Annotated in this window: 29 protein-coding genes; 21 read left to right on the top strand and 8 right to left on the bottom strand. The window is 70.1% G+C overall.

Going from position 1 to position 22,384, the window contains the following annotated elements:
• The first annotated feature begins 80 nt into the window (after nt 1-80).
• The 3 genes from T9R20_RS14835 to T9R20_RS14825 all read left to right on the top strand — a co-directional run bounded on the left by T9R20_RS14835 (nt 81) and on the right by T9R20_RS14825 (nt 3,633).
• Entirely contained in the window at nt 81-827 is a 747-nt protein-coding gene (locus T9R20_RS14835) for a fructose 1,6-bisphosphatase (RefSeq protein ID WP_322410084.1), read from the top strand.
• A gap of 169 nt (nt 828-996) precedes the next feature.
• Nucleotides 997-2,433 (top strand): glycosyltransferase family 2 protein, encoded by a 1,437-nt coding sequence (locus T9R20_RS14830; protein ID WP_322412197.1) that lies wholly within the window; start codon nt 997-999, stop codon nt 2,431-2,433.
• Between the two features lie 123 nt (nt 2,434-2,556).
• On the top strand, nt 2,557-3,633 hold the full coding sequence (locus T9R20_RS14825; RefSeq protein ID WP_322410083.1) for a response regulator transcription factor: 1,077 nt from the start codon (nt 2,557-2,559) through the stop codon (nt 3,631-3,633).
• Between the two features lie 21 nt (nt 3,634-3,654).
• On the opposite strand, the gene T9R20_RS14820 is transcribed toward T9R20_RS14825, so the two are convergent.
• From T9R20_RS14820 to T9R20_RS14810, 3 genes are read right to left on the bottom strand one after another with little or no spacing between them, the layout of a single operon-like run.
• A complete protein-coding gene (locus T9R20_RS14820) occupies nt 3,655-4,677 on the bottom strand; it encodes a glycoside hydrolase family 6 protein (protein WP_322410082.1) in 1,023 nt (340 codons plus the stop codon).
• A 10-nt stretch (nt 4,678-4,687) separates the two neighbouring features.
• Entirely contained in the window at nt 4,688-5,251 is a 564-nt protein-coding gene (locus T9R20_RS14815; RefSeq protein ID WP_322410080.1) for a cell wall protein, read from the bottom strand.
• A 9-nt stretch (nt 5,252-5,260) separates the two neighbouring features.
• Nucleotides 5,261-7,063, bottom strand: coding sequence for a DUF4012 domain-containing protein (locus T9R20_RS14810; protein WP_322410079.1), 1,803 nt, complete (start codon nt 7,061-7,063; stop codon nt 5,261-5,263).
• 104 nt (nt 7,064-7,167) lie between these two features.
• Between T9R20_RS14810 and T9R20_RS14805 the strand changes: the two genes are divergently transcribed.
• The 5 genes from T9R20_RS14805 (at nt 7,168) to T9R20_RS14785 (ending at nt 9,042) form a co-directional block, all read left to right on the top strand.
• Complete coding sequence (locus tag T9R20_RS14805) at nt 7,168-7,614, top strand: VanZ family protein (RefSeq protein WP_322410078.1); 447 nt, start codon at nt 7,168-7,170, stop codon at nt 7,612-7,614.
• A gap of 162 nt (nt 7,615-7,776) precedes the next feature.
• Nucleotides 7,777-8,079, top strand: a complete 303-nt coding sequence (locus T9R20_RS14800) for a hypothetical protein (protein WP_322410077.1) — start codon at nt 7,777-7,779, stop codon at nt 8,077-8,079.
• Nucleotides 8,076-8,459 (top strand): PPOX class F420-dependent oxidoreductase, encoded by a 384-nt coding sequence (locus T9R20_RS14795; protein ID WP_322410076.1) that lies wholly within the window; start codon nt 8,076-8,078, stop codon nt 8,457-8,459. The genes T9R20_RS14800 and T9R20_RS14795 overlap by 4 nt, the downstream gene beginning before the upstream one ends.
• 92 nt (nt 8,460-8,551) lie before the next feature.
• The gene (locus T9R20_RS14790) at nt 8,552-8,830 is read left to right on the top strand and encodes a hypothetical protein (protein ID WP_322410075.1); all 279 of its coding nucleotides are present in this window, start codon (nt 8,552-8,554) and stop codon (nt 8,828-8,830) included.
• Complete coding sequence (locus T9R20_RS14785) at nt 8,827-9,042, top strand: zf-TFIIB domain-containing protein (protein ID WP_322410074.1); 216 nt, start codon at nt 8,827-8,829, stop codon at nt 9,040-9,042. The genes T9R20_RS14790 and T9R20_RS14785 overlap by 4 nt, the downstream gene beginning before the upstream one ends.
• Here the strand turns inward: T9R20_RS14785 and T9R20_RS14780 are convergent.
• The 3 genes from T9R20_RS14780 to T9R20_RS14770 are packed head-to-tail and all read right to left on the bottom strand — an operon-like array spanning nt 8,991 to nt 10,437.
• The gene (locus tag T9R20_RS14780; RefSeq protein ID WP_322410073.1) at nt 8,991-9,302 is read right to left on the bottom strand and encodes a hypothetical protein; all 312 of its coding nucleotides are present in this window, start codon (nt 9,300-9,302) and stop codon (nt 8,991-8,993) included. The two genes, T9R20_RS14785 and T9R20_RS14780, sit on opposite strands and share 52 nt — an antisense overlap.
• Nucleotides 9,299-9,889, bottom strand: a complete 591-nt coding sequence (locus tag T9R20_RS14775; protein ID WP_322410072.1) for an Asp23/Gls24 family envelope stress response protein — start codon at nt 9,887-9,889, stop codon at nt 9,299-9,301. The genes T9R20_RS14780 and T9R20_RS14775 overlap by 4 nt, the downstream gene beginning before the upstream one ends.
• Nucleotides 9,886-10,437 (bottom strand): RNA polymerase sigma factor, encoded by a 552-nt coding sequence (locus tag T9R20_RS14770; RefSeq protein WP_322410071.1) that lies wholly within the window; start codon nt 10,435-10,437, stop codon nt 9,886-9,888. Before T9R20_RS14770 ends, T9R20_RS14775 begins: the two co-directional genes overlap by 4 nt.
• A gap of 145 nt (nt 10,438-10,582) precedes the next feature.
• Between T9R20_RS14770 and T9R20_RS14765 the strand changes: the two genes are divergently transcribed.
• The 7 genes from T9R20_RS14765 (at nt 10,583) to T9R20_RS14735 (ending at nt 13,375) form a co-directional block, all read left to right on the top strand.
• Nucleotides 10,583-11,071 (top strand): Asp23/Gls24 family envelope stress response protein, encoded by a 489-nt coding sequence (locus T9R20_RS14765; RefSeq protein ID WP_322410070.1) that lies wholly within the window; start codon nt 10,583-10,585, stop codon nt 11,069-11,071.
• Nucleotides 11,068-11,256, top strand: a complete 189-nt coding sequence (locus T9R20_RS14760; RefSeq protein ID WP_322410069.1) for a hypothetical protein — start codon at nt 11,068-11,070, stop codon at nt 11,254-11,256. Before T9R20_RS14765 ends, T9R20_RS14760 begins: the two co-directional genes overlap by 4 nt.
• Nucleotides 11,253-11,636, top strand: a complete 384-nt coding sequence (locus T9R20_RS14755) for a hypothetical protein (RefSeq protein WP_322410068.1) — start codon at nt 11,253-11,255, stop codon at nt 11,634-11,636. Before T9R20_RS14760 ends, T9R20_RS14755 begins: the two co-directional genes overlap by 4 nt.
• Entirely contained in the window at nt 11,633-12,223 is a 591-nt protein-coding gene (locus T9R20_RS14750) for a DUF6286 domain-containing protein (protein ID WP_322410067.1), read from the top strand. The genes T9R20_RS14755 and T9R20_RS14750 overlap by 4 nt, the downstream gene beginning before the upstream one ends.
• Nucleotides 12,220-12,834: a hypothetical protein gene (locus T9R20_RS14745; protein ID WP_322410066.1), complete on the top strand. Its 615-nt coding sequence runs from the start codon at nt 12,220-12,222 to the stop codon at nt 12,832-12,834. Before T9R20_RS14750 ends, T9R20_RS14745 begins: the two co-directional genes overlap by 4 nt.
• A gap of 57 nt (nt 12,835-12,891) precedes the next feature.
• Entirely contained in the window at nt 12,892-13,065 is a 174-nt protein-coding gene (locus T9R20_RS14740) for a CsbD family protein (protein WP_322410065.1), read from the top strand.
• 139 nt (nt 13,066-13,204) lie between these two features.
• Nucleotides 13,205-13,375, top strand: coding sequence for a CsbD family protein (locus T9R20_RS14735; protein ID WP_322410064.1), 171 nt, complete (start codon nt 13,205-13,207; stop codon nt 13,373-13,375).
• A 66-nt stretch (nt 13,376-13,441) separates the two neighbouring features.
• Here T9R20_RS14735 and T9R20_RS14730 read toward each other — a convergent pair whose 3' ends face one another.
• Together T9R20_RS14730 and T9R20_RS14725 are read right to left on the bottom strand one after the other, a co-directional pair.
• A complete protein-coding gene (locus T9R20_RS14730) occupies nt 13,442-13,987 on the bottom strand; it encodes a MarR family winged helix-turn-helix transcriptional regulator (RefSeq protein WP_322410063.1) in 546 nt (181 codons plus the stop codon).
• A 127-nt stretch (nt 13,988-14,114) separates the two neighbouring features.
• A complete protein-coding gene (locus tag T9R20_RS14725; protein ID WP_322410062.1) occupies nt 14,115-15,611 on the bottom strand; it encodes an aldehyde dehydrogenase family protein in 1,497 nt (498 codons plus the stop codon).
• A 269-nt stretch (nt 15,612-15,880) separates the two neighbouring features.
• Between T9R20_RS14725 and T9R20_RS14720 the strand changes: the two genes are divergently transcribed.
• From T9R20_RS14720 to T9R20_RS14695, 6 genes are all read left to right on the top strand, one after another.
• Nucleotides 15,881-16,717 (top strand): transketolase, encoded by an 837-nt coding sequence (locus T9R20_RS14720; RefSeq protein WP_322410061.1) that lies wholly within the window; start codon nt 15,881-15,883, stop codon nt 16,715-16,717.
• Nucleotides 16,717-17,676: a transketolase family protein gene (locus T9R20_RS14715; RefSeq protein WP_322410060.1), complete on the top strand. Its 960-nt coding sequence runs from the start codon at nt 16,717-16,719 to the stop codon at nt 17,674-17,676. The genes T9R20_RS14720 and T9R20_RS14715 overlap by 1 nt, the downstream gene beginning before the upstream one ends.
• Before the next feature lie 17 nt (nt 17,677-17,693).
• Complete coding sequence (locus T9R20_RS14710) at nt 17,694-18,755, top strand: zinc-dependent alcohol dehydrogenase (RefSeq protein ID WP_322410059.1); 1,062 nt, start codon at nt 17,694-17,696, stop codon at nt 18,753-18,755.
• A 5-nt stretch (nt 18,756-18,760) separates the two neighbouring features.
• Nucleotides 18,761-20,290, top strand: coding sequence for a sugar ABC transporter ATP-binding protein (locus T9R20_RS14705; protein ID WP_322410058.1), 1,530 nt, complete (start codon nt 18,761-18,763; stop codon nt 20,288-20,290).
• 1 nt (nt 20,291) lies between these two features.
• Nucleotides 20,292-21,281 (top strand): ABC transporter permease, encoded by a 990-nt coding sequence (locus T9R20_RS14700; RefSeq protein WP_322410057.1) that lies wholly within the window; start codon nt 20,292-20,294, stop codon nt 21,279-21,281.
• Between the two features lie 74 nt (nt 21,282-21,355).
• A complete protein-coding gene (locus T9R20_RS14695; protein WP_322410056.1) occupies nt 21,356-22,354 on the top strand; it encodes a sugar ABC transporter substrate-binding protein in 999 nt (332 codons plus the stop codon).
• Nucleotides 22,355-22,384: the final 30 nt, after the last annotated feature.

Genomic DNA, 22,384 nt, shown 5'->3' with positions numbered 1-22,384 from the left:
CCGAACCGGGCGGTGTGCCCACACAGTTCGCGGAGGAGACCGGCCCCCCCTCGCATGTCCGGCACGTCAGGAGTCCCGCCGTGAGCACTTCAGCCCCCTTCGCCCGCCACCCCCGGCGACTTCTCGTCGTCGCCGTCGCCGGTGCCCTCACCGTGGCGCTGTCGGGGTGCGCGCAGGTCGCCGATGCGTTCAACCAGTTCCAGCAATCCGCGGGCGCACCGGCGGCGGCGGCGACTCCGACGCCCCTGGCCTCACCGTCGATGGACTTCGACTCGCAGTTCACCTACGACGGGTCGGTGGCGCTGTCCACCGAGGTCGCCGATCAGCTCGAAGTGCGCCTGGACGTCTGGGCGTCCGACCCGAAGCGCACGCAGGAGTGGACGCCCACCCGCATGAAGACCCTCGGGTTCGCCGTGAACGTCCACGATCACCGGGTCGACGAGAAGGCCGTCCTCACCGACAAGCGACGCGTCTACCTCTCGTCGGTGTCGGTGACCTCGCAGACCGCGCAGACCAGCGGTCAGGTGCAGAGCCCCTTCCAGTTCAGCGCCGATCCCCGCACCCTCGTGCCCACCGACACCCTGCGTTCGGACCGCGGTCTGCTGCTCAACAGCTTCCAGGGCGGCCTCCTGGTGCCCGAGACCACGATCAGCCAGCTGCCCGAGGACACCTACGGCATCACGCTGGAGTTCGCCCTCACCGTGTGGGTCGAGGGCAACGCCAACGACGAGAACTCCTTCCAGCAGCAGACCGTCTATCAGTACCTGCCGGTGGCCATCTACCCCGACGGCACCGCGGCGGTGGCGGGTTCATCGACCCAGCCTTGAGGCAACCTTGCGGAGCGCTTGGCGAGAAGTCGGGCGGATGTCGCGGTCGGAGCGCCAGTGTGGGGGAAGCGGCAGGACGCCACCCGGCGTGAGCAGGCCGCTCTGATCGACACAGGATGTCACGATGACCGAGCAGAACACCCCCGTCGCCCTTCCCCGCACCGCGCCCATGTCGGCCGTGCCCCGCCCGCCGGCGGACGTTCCGCTGGACCAGCCCGGGTTCGCCGACGACTTCTCCTCGGTGCTGGAGAACCTCACCGGGCACCGCTCCACGATCGGCTGCATCATCCCCGCCTACAACGAGGAGGAGTCGATCGCCGGGGTGCTCGAGTCCCTCCTCGGCCAGACCCGGGTGCCCGACGTCATCCACGTCGTGGTGAACAACTCCTCCGACGCCACCGTCAAGGTCGCCTCGGAGTTCGCCGGCCCGCACCAGATCACCAACGACCTGGGCGAGCAGTTCACCGAGGTCTTCGTCCACGACATCGGCAAGAACCCCGACAAGAAGGTCGGGGCGCTCAACTACGGCTACTCGCTGGTCGAGGGCTACGACTACCTCCTCGGCGTCGACGGCGACACCATGGCCGATCCCAAGGCGGTGGAGTTCCTCGAGACCGAGGCGGTCTCCGACTCGCGCATCGGCGGCATCTCGGCGATCTACTCCATCGACGATCGACCCATCAAGGGCCTCGTCGGCAAGTTCCTCATCGCCGGTCAGCGCACCCAGTTCGCCGCGTTCAACCTGCAGAATCTGCTGCGCGGACGCAACATGGCGGTGCTGGGGGGTCAGTTCTCGATCTTCTCCACCAACGCCCTCCGCGACGTGATGCGCCAGAACCACCAGTCGACGCCGTGGGTGCGCGACAGCGAGGTGGAGGACTCGCTGCTGTCGCTGCAGATCAAGAGCGCCGGCTACCTCACCAAGATCAGCCCGTACGCCCGCGCCGACGTGGGGGGCATGACCACCCTGAAGGGCTACGACGCCCAGCAGGTGAAGTGGACCTACGGCGCGATCGAGCTGATGTGGCCCGGCCAGCGGGGCGACACCAAGGGTCAGCCGCTGCACCCGAACCTGCGGCTCCGCTGGTTCGAGAACTTCGGCATGCTGACGAACCTGTTCGTGCGCGTGGCGTTCCTGATCCTCCTTGCCGGATCGCTGTCCATCGGCGCGTTCATCTTCTCGCCGTGGTGGCTGATCCCGCCGGTCGTGGCGACGCTGCTGAACCTGCGCATCGCCCGCACCATGAAGAGCCACAACTCGCGTGATCTGCTGTTCGCGGGTCTGGCCTTCCCCGCCGAGATCTTCATGTGGATCCGGCTCAGTCACTTCCTGCGGTCGTGGACGCGCTTCCTCTCGCGCAAGAAGGTCGACAACTGGGCGATGCAGGCCAAGGCCGAGAAGGGCGGCGGCAGCGCCCACTGGCTGCCGCTGGTGCTGCTGGTCGCGGTGCTCGTGGCCATGGCCGTCATCTGGACGATGCTCGGGCCCATGGTGCAGTCCACCATCCTGTGGATCGGGTGGCCGATCGTCGGTGTCGTCACGGTGCTGCAGACGCTCCTGATGTTCTTCAAGCTCATCCGCCGCTACCAGGGATACAAGGTCTGACCCCGGGCGGCCGGGAGAAGCCTCGCACGACGGGAGATGTGTAGCATGACCGTGGACAGCGCTTACGCACGGCCGACCGCCGTGGCACCCTCGCCCTTCTTCGACTTTTGGGAGCAACCGCCGATGAGCGACCCCTCGATGGCCCTGCGGACGGCCGTCATCGTCGAAGACGATCCCGACATCCGCCACCTCCTCGTCGAGGTGCTCGAGGCGGCGGGATTCTCGACGGTCTCGGTCGGCAACGGGATCGACGGGGTCCGCGCGGTGGTGTCCTACCAGCCGCTCATCACCACGCTGGATGTCAACATGCCCGGCATGGACGGGTTCGAGGCGGCCCGTCGCATCCGCGCCCAGTCCGACACTTACATCATCATGCTCACGGGCCTCGAGGACGAGGCCGATGTGGTGCTCGGGCTCGGCGCCGGCGCCGACGAGTACATCGTCAAGCCGTTCCGTCCCCGCGAGCTGCGCGCCCGCATCGACGCGCTGCTGCGCCGCCCGCGGACCCAGCAGATCTCGCAGACCCCCCGTCAGGACAGCGTCGGGCCCTCCTTCCCCGGAGCGCGGCCCCTCACCCAGCGTCCGCACGACCCGCAGGCGCCGGTCGGGTACCCCTATCCGTACGAGGGCATGCCCGGGATGCCGCAGATGCCGAGCGGTCCCGCGATGCCCTTCCCCGGTTACACCGGCGAGCAGGGTGGGCACCCGGGGCAAACGGCCCCGCCGACCGGCCCCGGATCGCCGCTCGAGCCGATCATCATGGCCGCGCAGTCGGCGTCATCGGCCGACCCCGTCGCCGATCCGAACGCCGGCACCGACCTCGTCCCCGCCGACCAGGGGCCGCGCGAGCTCGCCGGCGTGAACGTGCTCGCCCACCGCGACCTCCAGCTGGACCCCGACACCCGGATCGTGATGGTCGCCGGCGACACCCTCGACCTCACCCGTACCGAGTTCGACCTGTTGGCGACCCTCATGGAGTCCAAGCGGCGCGTGCGCAGCAAGGCCGATCTCACCCTCGTCCTGCGGGGCGAGTCCTACGTGACGTCCTACTTCGTCGGCGAGGCCGACAAGCGCGCGATCGAGGCGCACATGACGAACCTGCGGCGCAAGCTCGGCGACAACCCCACCAACCCCCGGTACATCGAGACGGTGCGGGGCGTGGGCTATCGCCTCACCTCCGAGCTCGTCGCCGGCGCCTGACCGGCCAGCGCGGACGGTCGGTCAGTCGACCTCGCGGGTCAGCTCGATCGCGGCCCTCGGCCACCACACCCCCGCGGCGGGTCCGCCGTTGCACTCGCCGTCGGATTCGCCGGGAGGCTTGATCCAGAGGTTGGTGTCGACCACGTCGTCGGCGAGCGTGCCGCCGGGCTCGCCGATGAGGCGGCCACGGGGGTTGCACCACTCGCCGTTGGACCCCGCGCCGCTGCGCGAGGTGTCGACGACGGCCCTCGCCCCGTCGAGGAGCCCGGACAGCTGCCGGGCGTAGACGAACTCCTCGCTGGCGTGGTTGTAGTTGGAGACGTTCGTGGCGAACCCTCGGATGCTGCCGGCGCGGTCGAGCTGCGAGATGAGGCCCGCCATCTCCTCCGCCGGAAGCCAGCTGGAGTGACCGCCGTCGACGTAGATCCAGGTGTTCGGGCCGGCGAGCCGGTCGATCGCGCCGCGGAGCTGCTCCACCCGTTCGGCGACGTTGCCGCACTCGGGTGCGAGGGCGAGGCTGTCGGGCTCGAGGACGACGATCTTCGGCAGGTCGCCTGCCGCGCGAAGGCCCGCGGCGATCTCTTCCGTCCAGGTGACGTAATCGGGTTCGTCCAGGCCGCCGGCGGAGAAGTTCCCGCAGTCGCGCCCCGGGAGGCCGTAGACCACGACGGCGATCGTGGCGTCCTGGTCGCGGGCCTCCTCGGCGAGGTGCGTCATGCGTCCGAAGACGTCGCCGATCGGATCCTCCTCGGGGGTGAGCCAGTACGCGGTGGGCTGGGCGGCGAGGTACTCCGTGGCGGCGTACTCCTCGGTGCCGGGGGTCTCGGTGGCCAGCGCCTTGGCCGCTTTGGACTCGTCGGGCACCACGATGGTCGTGCCGAGGGCGGGCGGGCGGGCGCTGAGCATCTGGAACCCCCAGGTGGCGATCCACCCGATCGCCGCGAGGATCGCCAGCAAGCCCGAGGCGGCCAGGACCACGAACGCGATGACGAGCCACCGCGGTATCCCGCGGCGGCGGCGCACGGGTGCGGGGGCGACGGCCACGAGAGCGATGCTATCGGCGCGAGCGGTCGCGTCGCAGGATCGCCGCCACGCCGAGGGCGAGCCCGGCCAGCAGCAGCGCACCGCCGCCGACCACGAGGCCGAGCAGCGAGCCGGAGTCCATTCCCGAGACCGGCAGCGGGCCGTCGGGTGCGCTCACCGTCACCGCGGCGGTGCTGCCCGCCGAGGTCGACGAGACCGCGGCGATGTTGTACGTGCCCGAGGCGTCCTGCGGGAGGGTGATCCGCACGGGGGCGATCGAGCCGTCCTCGGCCGAGGCGGTGGTGCCGCTGGCGGTGGTGATGGCGAAACGCACCATGCCGATATCGGCCCCGGCGCCGTTCTCGCCCGTCACGGTGATCGTCACCTGCTCCGAGCTGGAGAAGGTCGCCGCGGCGCACTGGAACTCGAAGCCGCCGCCGGGTTCGACTGTCGCAGGGCTCGTGGTGCACGACCCCGAGGGTGGGTAGATCGACGAGGCGTCGGTGACGGATGCCGCGTGCGCGACGCCCGGCGCACCGATCGCCGCCATCGCCATGAGGGCGATGAGCGCGACGCGGGGGGAGCGACGGGACACGCTTCGAGTCTAAGCGGGCTCGCAGACGGCGACGAGGTCGGGGGGCGGAACCAGGGTGGGGGTCGACACCAGCTCGAGCTGCGGAGCCGAGCCCTCAGGGGCGCTGACGGTGACCGTGGCGGTCGCCGACGCCCCCGGTGCCACGTCGACGGCGAAGCTCAGCACGCGGCGCCCGTCGTGGGTGCCGCCGCCGAATCCGACGTCGCCGGTGATCGTGGCATCCTGCAGCTCGAAGCCTTCCGGCAGGTAGACGTAGCCGACGGTGCGCGCGACGCCGGGCGCGACGTCGAACGCACCCCCACCAGTGATGTAGCGCGGCAGCGAGGTAGCGGCGTCGGCGGGCGCGGTGTTGGTGAGCGTGACGGTGAGGGTGGCGGTGCCGGAGGCCGTCGGCGAGGCGGCCGAGCCCCCCGTCGCACAGGTGTCCCAGGTCAGGGTGGGGGTGGCGGTGACGTAGTAGTCCATCTTCGAGCCCGTGCCGTCGTTGAGGTACACCCCGAACCGGGCGACGTCGTCGTCGGTCTGCGGCAGCGGCCCGGCGAGGGTGGTGTCGGCGAGGAGGGCCTGCTCGTCGTCGCGGGCGCTCCACAGCAGCAGCCGGCGCTCGTCGCCGGCGCGGCTCAGGGCGTCCACGAGAGCCGCGGGATCGGTGCCGCCCGCCGTCAACGCGCTGAAGACCGAGGCTGCCGCGGCGGCGAAGAACGCGTCCTGGGCGGCGGGGTCCTCGTATCGGAAGTACACCTCGTTCAGCAGCAGCGGCACGGCGTTCTCGGCGGTGAGCACGTCGCCGGTCGGGAGGGTCACCGGACCGGTCGCAGCCAGGAGATACGACAGCGCGACGGGGTCGATCGCGATCACGCCGTCGACCTGCTCACCTCCGCGCTCGCGCGCCCACATCTCGCGGGCGAGGGCGCCGGAGACGGCGAAGTCGGGGATCTGGGTGACATTCTGCATGAACCGGCCCGGGCGCGCCGAGAAGATCCCCTCGACGTCGGGGCCGAGGGGCAGCACGGACTCGTCGTACCGGGGGAAGTCGGAGGACGACGCCTGCTCGGCCAGCGAGATCGCGCCACCGTCGGTGCGGACGAGCGCCGTCGCGCCGGGGATACCGCCGAGCGAGCGCCACTCGGCGTTGTTCTGAAACAGCACGAGGTACGACCGCGGTCCATCGGCGCCCAGCATCGCCGGCAGCAGCGTCGCCGCGCGGGTCAGGGCACCCGTGGCGGTCTCGGTCTCGTCGAGGAGCGTGCCGACCTCGTCCACGGCGTCGCGGAGGGGCCGGACGAGCGGTGTGCGATCGATCGCGTCCACCGCGTCGGCCGCCTCGCCGATCGATGACGCGCCGGTCGCGGCGGCCTCGCGGATGTCGGTGAAGGGGGCGAGGTCGATCCTGCCGTCCTGCGGGCGAAGGGCGGCGAGGTCGAAACCGCTCGCCACGTCGGCGAGGGGGGCGAGCGCCGAGCCCGCGACGTCGTCGACCGCGGCCGCGACGGTCGACACCGCCCCGAGCTGAGGCCCCGCCCATGGCAGGGCCTCGGCCACCCGCCAGAGAGGATCCGAGGTGAGTGCGCGCGCGGCGGAGGTGTCGGCGGCGACGTCGGCGATGGCCGCGGACGCGAGCGCGGGGTCGGAGAGGTCCTCGCGCGCGGCGCCGGCCGTCGCCTGGGCGTCGGAGAGGTGCTGGTAGGCGAGGAACCCGCGCACCCCGACCCAGCAGGCGAGGAAGACCAGTGCCACGAGGAACGCGGCGACGATCCAGGCGAAGACCACGCCGGCCTGGCGCAGGGCGCGGGGGTTGGCCGATTCGCTCACCCGATCACCCTAAGCGCTCGCGCCGCGACCGATCGGAGCGGACGGAGTATGCTCGCACCATTCATCGCGCGGCAGGGTCGCGGCGCCGGACCCGAGAGGACCGCGTGACCGCACGTCGGAACGAGCCTGCCGGCTCCCGCGCCACGGACGTCGGCGCGTCCCTGCTCCTGGCCGCCTACGGCTTCGCCCTCCTCGCGATCGCGTTCTGGCCGACCCCGGTCGACCGCGGCGCAGGTCCCCTGTTGCGTGCGATCACGAGGATCCTCCCCTGGCTGACGTACGACGTGATCGAGTTCACGGCGAACGTGCTGCTCTTCGTCCCCCTCGGGGTCCTGCTGGCGATCCTGCTGCGCCGGGAGCGGCCGCTGATCCTTCCGGTGGTCCTCGCCGTCACCCTCTTCGTCGAGGGAGGGCAGCTTCTGCTCCCCGACCGCACCAGCACCCTGCGCGACGTGCTGGCCAACACGCTCGGCGGCCTGATCGGCTGGGCGGTCGTCGCGGCGGTGGAGAGGCGTCCGTCGTCCCGGAGTATTCCCGCGCATGAATCGTGAACATCTCGTTACGCCCGACCCGCTCGCCTGGCGGTCGCACGGGTGGACGCCGCAGAATGGGAACCCGCCCTACCCGCGACCCGCCGCGTCCGTACGAGAGCCCGAGTCTCGTCGCGCGGATGGTCAGGATGCCCCGACGACGCCGGCGATGTGAGGAGAGCCATGTCCGATGCCGAAGAGCCGCCCCTGCGCCGACGCACATCGCCCTCGCCTGCCACTGCGGGTGAGGCGCCCGACGGAGCCACCGCGGTGTACCGGCAGAAGAAGCTCGGTGCGCTCGATGCCACGCCGAAGATCATCGCCGAGTATCACGGCATGCGCGGCTGGGAGCCGGTGAAGGATCAGCGCCTGGATCCCGACACCGCACGCGAGCTCCTGGCGCTGGGCGTCTCGCAGGTGCGGGTCCGCCGGCGGTTCTCGACCGTCGAGGTCACGCTGCGGCGGTACCTCGGTCCGTCGCGATGAGCCTCACCGACGACGGCGCGCGCTTCGTCTCCGACCGGCACCTCGCCACACTGTCCACCATCGGCCCGGACGGGGGCATCCACGTGGTCGCGGTGGGGTTTACCCTCGTCGACGGCGTCGTCCGCATCATCACCTCCGACGGCACGCAGAAGGTGCGCAACGTCGAGCGCGATCCCCGCGCTACGGTCGCCCAGGTCGAGGGGGCGCGATGGCTGAGCATCGCCGGCGCCGCGAGCATCGAGCGCGATCCCGAGGCGGTGCGGCTCGCCGAGCGTCTCTACGCCGATAGATACCGCGCGCCCCGCGAGAACCCGCGGCGCGTCGTCATCCGGATCGATCCGGATCGATTCCTCGCGTCCGCCGGTCTCGTCTCCCGCTGAGCGCATCGCACCGGGGCGTCCCTCCTGCGGGCCACTGGGCGGTGTCGGCGCGCGGGAGTACCCTGTGGTCATCGGCCGGAGAGAGGACTCCCATGGCCGAAGGATGGAACCCGATCCTCGCCGCGGTGGAGGGCCCGACCGGCACGTGGCGGATGGTCGATCCGGCCGGCGACGAGTACGGGACGGTGGAGATTCGACGGGTGATGAACGGCACGGACGTGCGGTATCGCGCGATGTACCGCGGCGAGATCCTGGGGTGGTCGACCACCCTCAGACTGGCGTGCGAGCAGATCCACCGCGCCTACCTCCGCGCGCATGGGCCGGGCGGTGGGGCGATCGCCGACTGGGGTCGCCGCGCGGTGGCGCGATGAGCGACCTCGGCGGGCTGGACGGGCTCGACGCGCTGGCCCAGCCCGCCTGCCCGGAGTGCGGTACGGCGCTGCGCGACATCCGCCGGGGGTACCGCTGTCCGGCGTGCGCGCTGGTGTTCCTCCCCGATCTCACCCCGCGCGCCGCCGGCGAGGACGGCGCTCAGTTGATCCGGCCGACGTCCACCGACACCGTGGCGCCCGCCGGGAGCTGATCCAACAGCGCCTCGGCCACGTTCCGCGCGACGTCGGCGGCGCTCGCCGCGCGGTCGACCGCGATCCGCGTCGAGACGGACACCAGCTCGTCGGAGGTCACCACGACGACCTCCGCGGGCGGCATCACCGCCCCGCGCAGTGCCGCGGAGGCCATGTCGGCCACCTGCGTGATCGCCGGTCGCGGCGAGTACACATCGGTCACGCCCGCGACGCCGCGGACGATCGGTGACAGTCCGGTGCCGGTCAAGGGGGTGCTCATCGCTTCTCCTTCGAGGAACGGCCTCCGTGCACATCCTCCACCGTGACGTTCACGGCGGCGACGTTCAGCTCGGTGTGGCGGGTGAGGGCGTCGTAGACGAGGGAGCGGAGGGTGCCGGCGACGGCGGCGAAGGGCTCGCCGTAGGCGACCGACGCGCTGATGTTGATCTCCACAGGAGCGCCGGGGATCTCGGCCTTGCCGAGGATCTGCGTCCGGCCGACCACCACGCCGTCCAGGGCGTCGCCGGTCGCACGGAGGAGGGTGCGCACCGCTCCCTCCGAGACCGTGATCTTCACCCGCGGGTCGGGGTGGTGGATGGGGAAGCTGCGCCCCGCCTTCAGCTCGGCCTGGATCGTGGCGAAGAGCGCGTCGAACCAGCTGTCCGGGGGCGGCGGGAGACGTGAGGCGTCGTCAGCGACGAGGTCGCGCGACAGCGCCCCGACCCGCGCGAGCGCGTCGAGGGCGTTGAGGCACTCGGGGCACGTCTCGATGTCCGGGTCGTAGGGTGCACGACCGGCATCGAGGTATTCGCTCAGTTCCTCGATCGTCTTCCCGCAGTCGAGTACGACCCGATCGTCCTCGCTCATCGCCATCCCTCCATCTGCGCGGTGATCCGCGCTCTCGCGCGGGCGAGGGTGCCCCGCACGGTGCTCACCGGCATCTCCATCTCGTCGGCGATCTCGTCGTAACTGAGTTCGGCGACCTCACGCAGTAGCCAACATCGTCGCTGATCGGAGGGCAGTGTGTCGAGCGCGGCCGACAGTGCGGTCAGCTGCGCGTGACGCATCGCGACGTTCTCCGGCTGCGTGTCGGCGCTGTGCGGCGCGTCGAAGTCCGCGATGTCGGCGTCTCTCGGACGCCGGCGGAGGTACGCGGATGCCTCGCGGCTGGCGATCCGCATGAGCCAGGCCCTCACGGCCGAGTGGTCGCGAAGGCTCGGCAGCTGGCGCCACGCGGTGACGAACGCCTCCTGAACCACGTCGTCGGCTTCGCTGCGCGATCCCACCATCCGGATCACGTAGGCGCGCATGAGTCCCGAGTGGCGACGCACCAGCTCGCCGAAGGCGACGGTGTCCTGGTCGAGCGAGCGTGCGACGAGCATCGCGTCGGACACTTCGACGAGCGCTTGGCTCACAGCGACCTCTCAGAAAAATCTTGCGACGAATTCGTGACGAATCCGCTCCGACGACCCTCTTATCTCTGAAGCGAACGTACTGCTTCGGTGCCGGAGCGAAGGCTCTTGCGCACCCCGGAACGATCAGATAGTGAAAGGACTTCTCATGGCCACTTCGGACCAGAACCCCACCACCCCCGCCGCTCCCGCCGCGCCCAAGGTCGCGCCGCGCGTCGACCGCTCCGTCTCGAGCTCGCTGACGGGCGCGGACAGCTCCGCCGGCGGTCGCACCGTGATCGCGGACAACGTGGTCGCCAAGGTGGCCGGCATCGCCGCTCGCGAGGTCTCGGGCGTCTACGCCCTCGGTGGCGGCGCCTCGCGTGCCTTCGGCGTGATCCGTGACGCCATCAACGCCACCGACCTCACGCAGGGCGTGAAGGTCGAGGTCGGTGAGACCCAGGCTGCCGCCGACCTCACCATCGTGGTGGAGTACCCGGCGCCCATCCAGGAGGTCGCCTCCAACGTCCGCACCGCAGTCGCCGGCGCCATCACCCGCCTGGTCGGACTCGAGGTCGTCGAGGTCAACGTCGAGGTCAACGACGTGCACCTGCCCGGTGACGACGACGACAGCGCCGAGGAGTCGCGCGTCTCATGAGTGCCACGATGACCGGAGTACTCGTCGGGGCGGTGCTCGCCTTCGCCGCTCTCCTGTTCGGGTTCTGGGGATTCCTCCTCGTCGCCCTGTTCATGGCGATCGGCGCGGCGGTCGCGCGCGTGGCCTCGGGCCAGCTCGACCTGCGCGCCGTCGCCGGAGCCTTCAGCGGGAGGCGGACGTCATGACCCTGACCGACTCGGTGGGACAGGCGGTGGGCGGCCCTCAGGCGGTCGCCCCCGCCGGCCGGGTCGACGTCACGGAGCGCGTCTTCACCAAGGTGGTACGGGCGGCCTCCGCCGAACTGATCGGGATCGAACGCGATGCCCTCAGGGCGGAGGTCGCCGGATACCGCGGCGGTCTGGCCGTGCGCCTGGCGACACCCCTCCCCGTACCCCCTCTCGATGATCCCGATGCCGTCCGGGCCATGCCCGGAGTGATCGAGCGCAGCAAGGCTCTCCAGGAGCAGCTGCAGCAGCGACTGTCAGGCCTCACCGGCCGGGACATCACACGAATCGACATCACGGTCACCGGAGCGGTGACCCCGGAACGAAGGAGAGTGAGATGACCGATCGGGCGCTGTCGCGCGTCGTGCGTCGTGAGACGCACTCGCCGCGCACCGTGGCGATGTTCGTCGCGGTCATCCTGCTCATCCTCGCCCTGATCTACGTCGGTGTGGAACTGGTGCTGTCGCTGCTCGCGCAGCCGGCGCTGGTGGCCGCGCCGGGGGTGATCGCGCAGTGGCTGGTAGCCCTTCCCGGCGACCAGCCCACCCCGCTGGTCATCGTGGGCGGCGTCGTCGTGGCCATCCTCGGCCTCGTGTTCGTCGTCCTGGCGGTGACCCCGGGACGGCTGTCCAAGCACGAGCTCGCCTTCGACGGCTCCGAGGGCGCCGTCGTCGTCGACAACGGCGTGATCGCCGCGGCGGTCGCGCAGAAGGTCAGCGCCGAGTCCGGCGTCGCCCGCGATCGGGTGACCGTCGGGGTGGCGCACCGCACGGTCGACGTGACCGTTCGTCCCGATCCCGGGGTGGAGCTCGACCGCGAGAGCGTTCGTCGTGCCGCCACCGAGGCGCTGGACGCCTACCGCCTGGTGCCCCGGGTCAAGGTCCGGGCGCGCATCGAGCAGGCCCGACAGGAGGACGATTTCCGATGAACGACACCAATCGCGTGCTGAACCGCATCGTGCTGTTCGTGGTGGGCCTCGTGCTCATCGCCCTGGGTGCCGTGGCCGTCCTCGCCACCGCGTGGAATCCCGCGCGGGACGCGTGGTCGGCGGCGACCGAGGCCGGGGACACCTGGCTCGCGGGCGCGGCGGATGCCACGACCATCGGGGCCACCACCGCGTCGTGGGTGGCGATCGGCGCCGTGGTGCTGATCGTCTTCGCCATTGCGCTGCTGATCGTCCTCCTCACCCGGGTGGGCGGCGGACGCTCCCGTGTGGTGGCGCGGTCGGACGCCTCGGAGACGCCTCTGGGGCGGGTGGTCGTCCGTGAGGGCTTCGCCTCCGACGCCCTCAAGAGCGCCCTGTCCACTCGGCCCGACGTCCTGTCGGTGTCGGTGTCGGCCTCCGACGTCCGCCGCCAGCCGGTCATGCACGTGGCGGTCACGCCCCGCCAGAACACCGATCCCCGTTCTCTCGCGGAGGACGTCGACCGGCTCGTGACGAACCTCGCCGTCGTCACCGGTCAGCAGATCCCGACCTACATCTCGGTGCACTCGGGATTGCGCGCGAAGCTCGCCGCGGACCACCGCCGACTCGCCTGAGCGGCCCCTCCACGTTTCCCTCCCGTCCGAAGAAACACACACAGAAAGGAGACCCCCATGGGACTCGACGACAAGATCAAGAACGCCGCGCAGGAGATCGCCGGCAAGGCCAAGGAGGCCATCGGCAACGCCACGGACAACGACAAGCTCGTTGCTGAGGGCAAGGCCGACCAGACCAAGGCCAACGCGAAGCAGGCCGGCGAGGACGTCAAGGACGCCTTCAAGAAGTGATGCGGCCCCGAGCGCCCCGACCGTCCCACAGCGGTCGGGGCGCTTGCGGTGTAACGCACCGGCGACGGCTTGGCAAGGCCCTTCCCGCCCGTGTCCGTCGGCGTAGCCTCGGACGCAGCCGATCGAAAGGAGAACCATCATGGGACTCGATGACAAGATCAAGAACGCCGCCGAAGAAGCCACCGGCAAGGCGAAAGAGGCTTTCGGCAAGGCCACCGACAACGAGCGCCTCGAGGCCGAAGGCCAGAACGAGCAGACCAAGGCCAACGTCAAGCAGGCCGGCGAGAACGTGAAGGACGCCTTCAAGTAAGGATCCTCCTCTCGCAACACGACAGCCCCGGCATCCTTCTCGGATGCCGGGGCTGTCGTGTTGCGGTCAGTCGATCGGGTACTGACTCGGCGACCCCGGGGCGCCCTGCAGGGCGGCGTCGCTGCGGATGCGGGCGAGCATTCCTCGGAGCACTTCATTGAGGGCGGCGACCTCGGTCGCCCCGAGCCCCTCGGTGATGATCTCCTGCCCGCGCAGGGACACGGGGAGCATCCTGTCGTGCATCTCCGCCCCCGCGCGGGTGAGGTACAGCGGACGAGATCCCCGGGGACCGTCGCTCAGCACGATGAGCGCGCGCAGCTGGAGCCGGGTCACCGACCGGGACACGACCGCCTTGTTCATGCCGAGGAATTCGCACACCTCGGTCGCCGACATGCCGGGGCGCATCGACAGCGCGGAGATGACCCGCCATTCGTTGGTGCCGAGCTTGAACTGACGCCTGAGTTCGTGGGATTCGCGGTAGACCAGGGCATTGGAGAGCAGCGCGAGCAGACGCGGGGTGAACTCGTCGGGGTCGATGACATCCTCGAGCGGCATGGTGATGGTGTCACTGGTCACCGCCGCGTCGGCGGCGGTGATCGGAGCGGAGGTCATCGGGAGGTCCCTTCGTGAGCGCCGCGGCGCGGGATGAATACGGCGGGGTCCGGCCCTGCGCGGACCGGACCCCGCCCTGTGGTGATCAACACCTGTTGATCAACGCCTGTTGATCAACGCCTGTCGGTCAGTGAGCCATTCCGGCCAGAGCGTCGGGGTCGATGGTAGCGATGGACCGGGTGTCCTGGAACGCCCGAACCCCTTCGATCCCCTGCTCCCGGCCGAAGCCGGACTGCTTCATGCCGCCGAACGGTGCGCGCAGGTCGAGCCGCGTCGCGCCGTGGTCGTTGACCCAGACGTAGCCGCAGACCAGCTGCGAGCCCACGCGCTGCGCCGAAGCGGGGTCGCCTGTCCACACCGATCCGCAGAGCCCGCCCCAGGTGTCGTTGGCCAGGCGCACGGCCTCCTCCTCGCTGTCGAAGGGGAGGATCGGGATGACGGGCCCGAACTGCTCCTGCGTGACCACGCGCAGCTGCGGGTCGGGGTCGACGACGATCGCCGGCCGCAGGAAGTTCCCGCCCGCGAGGTCGCCGCCGGGCAGTTCCCCGAACTCGCGCACATCGGCCCCGGCGTCCTTGGCCTCCTGGATGATCTCCTCGACGAACGCCTTCTGCGCCGACTGGTGCAGCGGCCCCATCGTGGTGCCGTCGTCGAGGCCGTAGCCGATGACGGCCTTCTCAAGGCGGGCCGACAGCCCTGCGACGAGTTCGTCCATCCGCGAACGGTGGACGAACACGCGCTTGGCGTTCATGCAGATCTGGCCGGTGGTGTCGAAGATCGCGGCGTAGAGGCGGTCGAGGTGGGTGTCGTCGAGGATGGCGTCCTCGAGGAACACCGCCGCGTCGTTGCCGCCGAGCTCGAGCGTCACGCGGGTGAGGGTCTTCGACGCCATCTCCATGATCCGCTTGCCGCCGTTGACGCTGCCGGTGAAGCAGACCTTCGCGATGTCGGGGTTCTGGATGAGGCCCGCCATGTTCTCGTCCTTGCCGGTGACGACGTTCAGCACACCCGGCGGCAGCTTCTCGGCCACACGCTGCACCACGCGGGTCGTCGCCAGCGGCGCCGAGGGCGGCGGCTTCACGATCGCGGTGTTGCCCGCCAGCAGAGCGTGCGGCAGCGCGGCGCCGAGGATCGCGATGGGCCAGTTGAAGGGCACGATCACGGTGACGACTCCGAGGGGCTGGTAGGCGACCTCGGTGTTCACCGGGATCGCCCCGGGGACCACGGGCAGGGTGTGGCCCTTGTCGACCTCGCCGGCGAGCATGAGCGCGAGGTTCCACCGGATCTCGAACACGAGGGCGTCCACCCACGACTCGAATCGGACCTTCCCGTTCTCCTGCGAGAGGATCGCCGCGTCGGTGTCGCGGTCGTCCGCGATGCCGGCGATCGCCTCGGCCATGAGTCGGGCGCGCTCCTCGGCGCCCATCGCCGCCCACGCGGGGAACGCCGACTTCGCCGCCGCGACGGCGTCCGCGACATCCTGGACCGAGGCGGCGGCGGCCGTGCCGACCGTCGCTCCCGGCTTCGCCGGGTCGGCCACGGTCAGGACGTCGTCCGTGAACCGCTCCTCCCCGCCGATGAACAAGCCCGTCGACACTCCCGCCGACGTCATCACATCTGTCATGGCTGAAACTCACCTCTCTGTGGGTTCTTCGTTCCCGGGCCATTGTCCACCACCGTGCGGTCTAGCGGGCCGTCGCCGGGGTGGTGCCCGTGTGTGCAGTTTACGTGCATCCCTCTTTACTTGTAAATGAGACGGTGGTAGCTTCGCCGACATCCCTCCCCGTCGAGGGATTCCGGGCGGCCGACGACGGCCGACCGACGAACACCTGTCATTCAATGAGGAGGCATGTGGTGAGTTCGCCGACCCTGACAGCAGGTCGAGAGCGCAGCGTGGCTGAGCTGGAAGACCTCGCGTTCGAGCTGCGATCGAAGCTCCTGGAGCTGTGCGGCACCTACGAGGGCGCCGTCCACATCGGCGGCGACCTCTCCGCCGCCGACATCCTGACCGTGCTCTTCAGCTACGGACTGCGGGTGGACCCGACAGACATCGCCGCCCCCGACCGCGACCGCTTCGTGCTCAGCAAGGGCCACGCGGCGGTCTGCATGTACATCGCCATGGCCATCCGCGGCTTCTTCGAATACGACGACATCGTCGCCACCTACGGTCAGCTCGACAGCGCCTACGGCATGCACCCGTGCAAGGTGCAGCTGCCGGGCGTGGAGTGCTCCACCGGATCACTCGGCCACGGGCTTCCGCTGGCGGTCGGGATGGCGCTGGGCGCCCGGCACCGCGGTGAGACGCACCGGGTGGTCACCCTGCTGGGTGACGGCGAGACGGGCGAGGGATCGGTCTGGGAGGCGGTGATGGCCGCGCGCAGCAACCGCCTCGGCAACCTCGTCGCCTTCGTCGACCGCAACAAGCAGCTCATGACCAGCTTCGCCGAGGAGCGCGTGATGTTCGAGCCCTACCCCGACAAGTGGCGGGCCTTCGGATGGAACGTCGTCGAGGTCGACGGTCATGACATGGGCGCGCTCGTCGCCGCCGTCGATGCGCTCCCCGACCCCGGAAGCGAGGTGCCGACCGTGGTCATCTGCGACACCGTCAAGGGCAAGGGCGTGGACTTCATGGAGCACAACCTCGCCTGGCACGCCGGATCGCTCGGCGCCGCCGACCTCGAGCGCGCGCTCGCCGCGCTCGGCGCATCCCGCACGAAGGAGAGTGTCTGATGCCCGTCACCTTCACCTTCGGTGAGTTCCTCGGAGCCCGTTCGGTCATCGGCTCGACCCTCGCGGAGCTGGGGGAGGATCGCGAGAACCTCTTCGTCCTCACCCCCGACATCGGGGCCACCCTCGTGGAGTTCCGCGACCGCTTCCCCGACCGGTTCATCGACGTCGGTCTCGCCGAGCAGGCCTGCGTCGGGATCGCGGCGGGCCTCGCCTACGACGGGAACATCCCCGTCGTCTCCGGCATGCTCCCCTTCCTCAGCATGCGGGCGCTCGAGCAGATCCGCACCGACATCTGCTACCCGAACCTCCCGGTGAAGATCATCGGCACCCACGGCGGTCTCGTCGGAAACGGCGGTTCGACCCACTACGCCGTCGAGGACCTCGCGCTGATGTCGGCGCTGACGAACATGACGGTGACCTCGATCGGGGATCCCCTGATGGTCGGCGAGATCATCCGGCAGTCGATGAGCATGACGGGGCCTCTGTACATCCGCCTCGCGGTCGGCAAGAAGGACATGGTCCTCTACGAACCCGGCCAGCACGACATCCGCATCGGCAAGGGCATCATCGCCCGCGAGGGCACCGACCTGACCCTGTTCACCCACGGCACCACCGTCGCGCAGGCGCTGGCCGCCGCCGAGCAGGTCGCCGAGGCGGGGATCTCGGTGCGGGTCGTGGACATGTTCACGCTGAAGCCCATCGACGAGGAGCTCATCCTCGACTCCGCCGAGCGCACGGACGGGCGCTTCGTCGTGCTCGAGGACCATCTCGCCTACGGCGGCCTCGCCAGCCGGATCGCCGACGTCATCGCCGATCGCCGCCTGCACCTGACCGCCTTCGAGCGGCTCGGCATCCCGCAGGTCTACGCGGGCTTCGGCGAGGACGAGCAGCTGCGCGACAAGCACGGATACGGACTGTCCGCCACCGTCTCGGCGATCCGCCGCGCGCACGCGGCCTGACGGCGGGGAGCATCGTGATGAAGACGGTCGCCGTCACCCGCGTGGGGAACCTTCGCGCCGAGGATGCCGACGAGCGCGGCCTCATCGGTCTCGCCGACTTCCCCGCCCAGCCGCTCGGCCCCGAGGACGTCCGGATCCGCGTCGCCTACGCCGGGATCTGCGGGTCGGACCCGCACGTGGCGGAGGGCTACTTCGGCACCGAGGTGCCGATCGGACTCGGCCACGAGATCTCCGGCGTCGTCGAGGCGCTCGGCGAGCGGGCGCACCGGACAGGGCTCGGCGTGGGTGACCGCGTCGCGGGCAACTTCCTCCGCTTCTGCGGCACGTGTCTGCCCTGCCGCGACGGCCGGCAGCAGTTCTGCGAATTCATCCAGGAGTACAACCGGCCCGGGATGGCCGAGACGGTCACCTGGCACGAGTCACAGGTCTACCGCCTGCCGGACGACGTGAGTCTCCGACAGGGCGCGCTGCTCGAGCCGGTGTCGGTGGCGGTGCGCATCGCCGACAAGACCCGGCTGCGAGTCGGCGATCGGGTCGTCGTCTGCGGCGGCGGGCCGATCGGCCAGCTGGCCCTGCAGGTGCTGAAGCTCCACGGTGCCACATCGCTGACGATGATCGAGCCGATCGCTGAGCGACGAGAGATGGCCCTCCGTGGCGGCGCCGACCACGTCATCGACCCTCTCGCCGAGGATCAGGGCGCCCGGGCCGAGGAGATCACGGGCGGACGAGGCTTCGACGTCGTCATCGACGCGTCGGGCTCGACCCGCGCGGTTCCCGGCCTGCTCGACCTCGCCGCCCACGGGGCCACGGTGATCTACGGCGCGATGTACCCGGCCGACTACGAGCTGCCCCTCAACCTCTCGTCCTTCCTCTACCTCAAGGAGCTCACCCTCACCGGCGTGTTCGTCTCTCCCTACGCCTTCCCGCGCGCCGTGCAGCTGCTGCCGCACCTGCGGCTCGACGATTTCACTCGGGCGGTCTACGACCTCGACGACGCCGTCGCCGCCTTCGCAGAACACCTGAGTGGACGTCACCCGAAGGTCCTCATCCGGTGCAACGACATCCCCGACGGGAGCTGAGGAGCATGACGACCGTGGAAGAACGTCCGCAGACAGTGGGAACCCCCACGCCGACCCTCCAGGTGGAGGGGATCGTGAAGCGCTTCGAGGGCGTGCACGCCCTCAGCGGCGCGCGGCTCGAGGTGCGGCCCGGCGAGATCCACGCCCTCCTCGGCGAGAACGGTGCCGGCAAATCGACCCTCATCAAGATCATCACCGGCATCCACGAGCCCGATGCGGGGTCGATCCGGTTGAACGACGAGGACGTGCACTTCGCCAGCGTCCGCGCCGCGAACCGAGCCGGCATCGTCGCCCTGTACCAGGAGCTGTCGATCGTCCCCTCGATCAGCGTCGCCGAGAACATCCTGCTCGGGGAGGAGACCCCGAGCATGGCCGGCGTGGTGCGCTGGGCGCAGCTGCGCCGCCGCGCGAAGGAGCAGCTCCAGCGCATCAACCAGAAGATCCCGCTCGGCAGGCTCGCCGGCGAGCTCTCTCCCGTGCAGCAGACCATGGTCGCCTTCGCCCGGGCCCTGGCCACCGATGCGCGGGTGCTGATCCTCGACGAGCCGACCGCGTCGCTGACCGACACCGAGATCCGCGACCTGTTCGCCGTCCTGCGGTCGCTGCGCGACGAGGGGGTGTCGATCGTCTACGTCTCCCACCGCCTCGAAGAGGTCTTCGAGCTCTGCGACCGGCTGACGATCATGCGCAACGGCGAGACGATCATCACCAAGCCCGTCGCCGAGTCCCATATCGACGAGGTCATCTCCCTCATGGTGGGGCGTTCCCCCGACGCCCTCTACCCCGACCGGGGGACGACGACGGCGACGCCCGTCATGACGGTGACGGGGCTCAGCGGCCGGCGGGTGTCGGACGTCTCCCTCACCGTCCACGCCGGCGAGGTGCTCGGGATCGGCGGGCTCGCCGGCTCGGGCCGCAGCGAGCTGCTGCGCCTCATGGCCGGCGCGCAGCGCCACACCGCCGGCGAGATCGCCGTCGGCGAGAAGACCCTGCCCCGGCGGGGCGGGGTCGGGCGCGCTCTCGAGGCGGGCATCGCGCTCGTCCCCGAAGAGCGCCGGAGCCAGGGTGTCATCCTCGGCGCCTCGATCCAGGACAACATCACCCTCGCCAATCTCGGCACCGTCAGCTCCGCCGGCTACGTCGCCGGCAACCGCGTCTCCGACATCGCCAAGCGCGGTATGGCCGACCTCCGCATCAAGGCACGAAGCCCGCGCCAGCCCGTCGGCGAGCTCTCGGGCGGCAACCAGCAGAAGGTCGTGCTCGCCAAGATGCTCGCCCGGAACCCCCGGGTGCTCCTGATGGACGAACCCACCCGCGGTATCGACGTGGGGACCAAGGCGGAGATCTACCGGCTGATCCGCCAGCTCGCCGCGCAGGGCACCGCTGTCATCGCCGTGAGCTCCGAGCTCCCGGAACTCATCGGCATGAGCGACCGCATCCTCATCCTCCACGAAGGTCGCGTCTCGTGCGAGGTCCCCGCCGAGGGCGCCGACGACGAGATCCTCCTGTCCTACTGCTACGGAAAGGCGGTCTGACATGACCACCACGGAAAAGGAACGCACCGGCGCGGTGATGGTGGCCGGTCACGCCCGCAACGTCGGCACCCGGCTCATGCAGGGCGGCACCGTCGTCGCCCTCGTGCTCCTGGTCGTCTTCTTCTTCGCCATGCGGCCCGACGTCTTCCTGACCTTCACCAACGTCCGCAACATCCTCTACCAGGTGTCGATCCTGGCGATCATCGCCGGAGCGCAGACCCTCGTCATGGTCGTCGGCGACTTCGACCTCTCGGTCGCGGCGACCTCGGCGCTCGCGGGCGCCGTCGCGGCATCCCTCATGCTCCAGGGTGTGCCGGTCATGCCGGCCATCGCGATCGCGCTCTTCGTGGGCCTGCTCATCGGCATGATCAACGGGGCGCTGGTGGCGTTCCTGAACCTCTCGGCGTTCGTGGCGACACTGGCGACGATGACCTCCGTCATCGGGCTCGCCTTCCTCGTGACCCAGGGCACGACGCTGTTCAACCTGCCTCCGGAGTTCAACGCCCTCGGCCAGGGACGGTTCCTCGAGATCCCCCTGCCGGTCTTCATCGCCATCGCGATCTCGGCGGTGCTGTGGTTCATCCTGCGCTACACCACGCTCGGTCGTCGCTGGTACGCGATCGGCGGCAACGCCGAGGTCTCGCGGCTGTCGGGCGTGAACGTCAAGCGGGCACGATTCCTGGCCTTCTCGGCGGCGGGCCTCGTCGCCGCCATCGGCGGAGTGCTCCTGGCTGCGCGGCTCGGAAGCGCCAGCGCCATCCAGGGCGAGGACAACCTCATGTTCTCGGTCGCCGCCGTCTTCCTCGGCATGACGATCGTCCGCTCGGGCGCCGCCAACATCGTCGGAACGATGGTCGGCGTCGCGATCATCGGCGTCATGAGCAACGGCCTGAACATCCTGGGCGTCAACGCGTACGTCCAGCAGGTCGTCACCGGCATCATCATCATCGCCGCGGTCACCCTCAGCTCGTTCAAGAACCGAGAACGCTAGGCGTTCTCACTCACCCGGCGACACCCGCGCCGGGGCACCGAGAAAAAACGCAACCATCACAAAGGAGTAGAGAAGTGCGTAACAGAATCAGGGCATTCGCAGTCCTCACCGTGGCCGGCGCCCTCGCGCTCGCCGGATGCGCCGGGGGATCCGGCTCGGGCGGAGGCGGAGGTGACGCCGGAGGCGGCGGCGACGAGCCGCTGCGCGTCGTGGCCTTCACCTCCGGCAACCAGACGCCCATCGGCGCCTGGTGGGTCAAGGCGGTGGAGGAGCAGGCCGATGAGCTCGGCTGGGAGCTCACCATGGTGCAGGGCGACTTCGACTTCCAGAAGATGAACCCCGCCGTCGAGAGCGCGATCGGACAGGGCGCCGACCTCGTGTACAACGGCTACACCGACGTCGCCTCGATCGGTTCGATCGTGACCGCGGTGAAGGATGCCGGCATCCCGATGTTCGCCATCGACGCCGGCGTCGAGCCCACCGACGCCTACGCGCTGAACATCACCACCGATCAGCAGGGCATCGTCGACCAGACCATGGGCGCGATCTCCGACGCCATCGGCGGTCTCGAGGGCAAGAACATCATGGTGATCGGGCACGACCCGCACGCCGGCATCCGCACCCGTGCCGCGCTCGCCGCCGAAGCGGTCGAGGCCGGCGGCGCCACGCTCGCCGGTGGCGAGATCCAGCAGGTCGTGTCGCCGGCCACCGGTCGCACCGAGGCGCTGGCCCTCGTCGCCGACTACCTGTCGGCGAACCCCGACGGCCTCGACGCCGTCTGGGTCGGCTGGGATGACGCGGCTCTGGGTGCCGTGCAGGCCGTCACCGAAGCCGGCGCCGACGTCGCCGTCACGGGCGTGGATGCCACGAGCGAGGCCATCGCGGCGGTGAAGGCCGGCACGATGCTCGCCACGGTCGAGCAGCCGTGGCCGCTGATCAACGATGCCGTCCTGGAGGCGATCGCCCAGTGGCGCTCGTCGGGCTCGGCGCCATCGAACTTCGAGGAGGAGGCCACGACGCTGGTCACCACCGAGAACGCCGACGACATCACCCCGTCCGACCAGCTCGGCTGACGCAGATCCTCGGGGGCGGGCTCTTCTCTC

Source organism: Microbacterium invictum (assembly GCF_034421375.1).
In the GTDB taxonomy this organism is placed as follows: Bacteria; Actinomycetota; Actinomycetes; order Actinomycetales; family Microbacteriaceae; genus Microbacterium; species Microbacterium invictum_A.
This window is presented reverse-complemented; position numbering and strand designations above follow the sequence as displayed.

Excerpts from the sequence above, each read along its gene's own strand:
- T9R20_RS14700 (WP_322410057.1), top strand. The coding sequence starts at position 20,292 with ATGACCACCACGGAAAAGGAACGCACCGGCGCGGTGATGGTGGCCGGT.
- T9R20_RS14825 (WP_322410083.1), top strand. The coding sequence starts at position 2,557 with ATGAGCGACCCCTCGATGGCCCTGCGGACGGCCGTCATCGTCGAAGAC.
- T9R20_RS14780 (WP_322410073.1), bottom strand. The coding sequence starts at position 9,302 with ATGAGCACCCCCTTGACCGGCACCGGACTGTCACCGATCGTCCGCGGC.
- T9R20_RS14740 (WP_322410065.1), top strand. The coding sequence starts at position 12,892 with ATGGGACTCGACGACAAGATCAAGAACGCCGCGCAGGAGATCGCCGGC.
- T9R20_RS14725 (WP_322410062.1), bottom strand. The coding sequence starts at position 15,611 with ATGACAGATGTGATGACGTCGGCGGGAGTGTCGACGGGCTTGTTCATC.
- T9R20_RS14785 (WP_322410074.1), top strand. The coding sequence starts at position 8,827 with ATGAGCGACCTCGGCGGGCTGGACGGGCTCGACGCGCTGGCCCAGCCC.
- T9R20_RS14765 (WP_322410070.1), top strand. The coding sequence starts at position 10,583 with ATGGCCACTTCGGACCAGAACCCCACCACCCCCGCCGCTCCCGCCGCG.
- T9R20_RS14790 (WP_322410075.1), top strand. The coding sequence starts at position 8,552 with ATGGCCGAAGGATGGAACCCGATCCTCGCCGCGGTGGAGGGCCCGACC.
- T9R20_RS14730 (WP_322410063.1), bottom strand. The coding sequence starts at position 13,987 with ATGACCTCCGCTCCGATCACCGCCGCCGACGCGGCGGTGACCAGTGAC.
- T9R20_RS14760 (WP_322410069.1), top strand. The coding sequence starts at position 11,068 with ATGAGTGCCACGATGACCGGAGTACTCGTCGGGGCGGTGCTCGCCTTC.
- T9R20_RS14715 (WP_322410060.1), top strand. The coding sequence starts at position 16,717 with ATGCCCGTCACCTTCACCTTCGGTGAGTTCCTCGGAGCCCGTTCGGTC.
- T9R20_RS14745 (WP_322410066.1), top strand. The coding sequence starts at position 12,220 with ATGAACGACACCAATCGCGTGCTGAACCGCATCGTGCTGTTCGTGGTG.
- T9R20_RS14795 (WP_322410076.1), top strand. The coding sequence starts at position 8,076 with ATGAGCCTCACCGACGACGGCGCGCGCTTCGTCTCCGACCGGCACCTC.
- T9R20_RS14800 (WP_322410077.1), top strand. The coding sequence starts at position 7,777 with ATGTCCGATGCCGAAGAGCCGCCCCTGCGCCGACGCACATCGCCCTCG.
- T9R20_RS14775 (WP_322410072.1), bottom strand. The coding sequence starts at position 9,889 with ATGAGCGAGGACGATCGGGTCGTACTCGACTGCGGGAAGACGATCGAG.
- T9R20_RS14750 (WP_322410067.1), top strand. The coding sequence starts at position 11,633 with ATGACCGATCGGGCGCTGTCGCGCGTCGTGCGTCGTGAGACGCACTCG.
- T9R20_RS14755 (WP_322410068.1), top strand. The coding sequence starts at position 11,253 with ATGACCCTGACCGACTCGGTGGGACAGGCGGTGGGCGGCCCTCAGGCG.
- T9R20_RS14710 (WP_322410059.1), top strand. The coding sequence starts at position 17,694 with ATGAAGACGGTCGCCGTCACCCGCGTGGGGAACCTTCGCGCCGAGGAT.
- T9R20_RS14735 (WP_322410064.1), top strand. The coding sequence starts at position 13,205 with ATGGGACTCGATGACAAGATCAAGAACGCCGCCGAAGAAGCCACCGGC.
- T9R20_RS14705 (WP_322410058.1), top strand. The coding sequence starts at position 18,761 with ATGACGACCGTGGAAGAACGTCCGCAGACAGTGGGAACCCCCACGCCG.
- T9R20_RS14830 (WP_322412197.1), top strand. The coding sequence starts at position 997 with ATGTCGGCCGTGCCCCGCCCGCCGGCGGACGTTCCGCTGGACCAGCCC.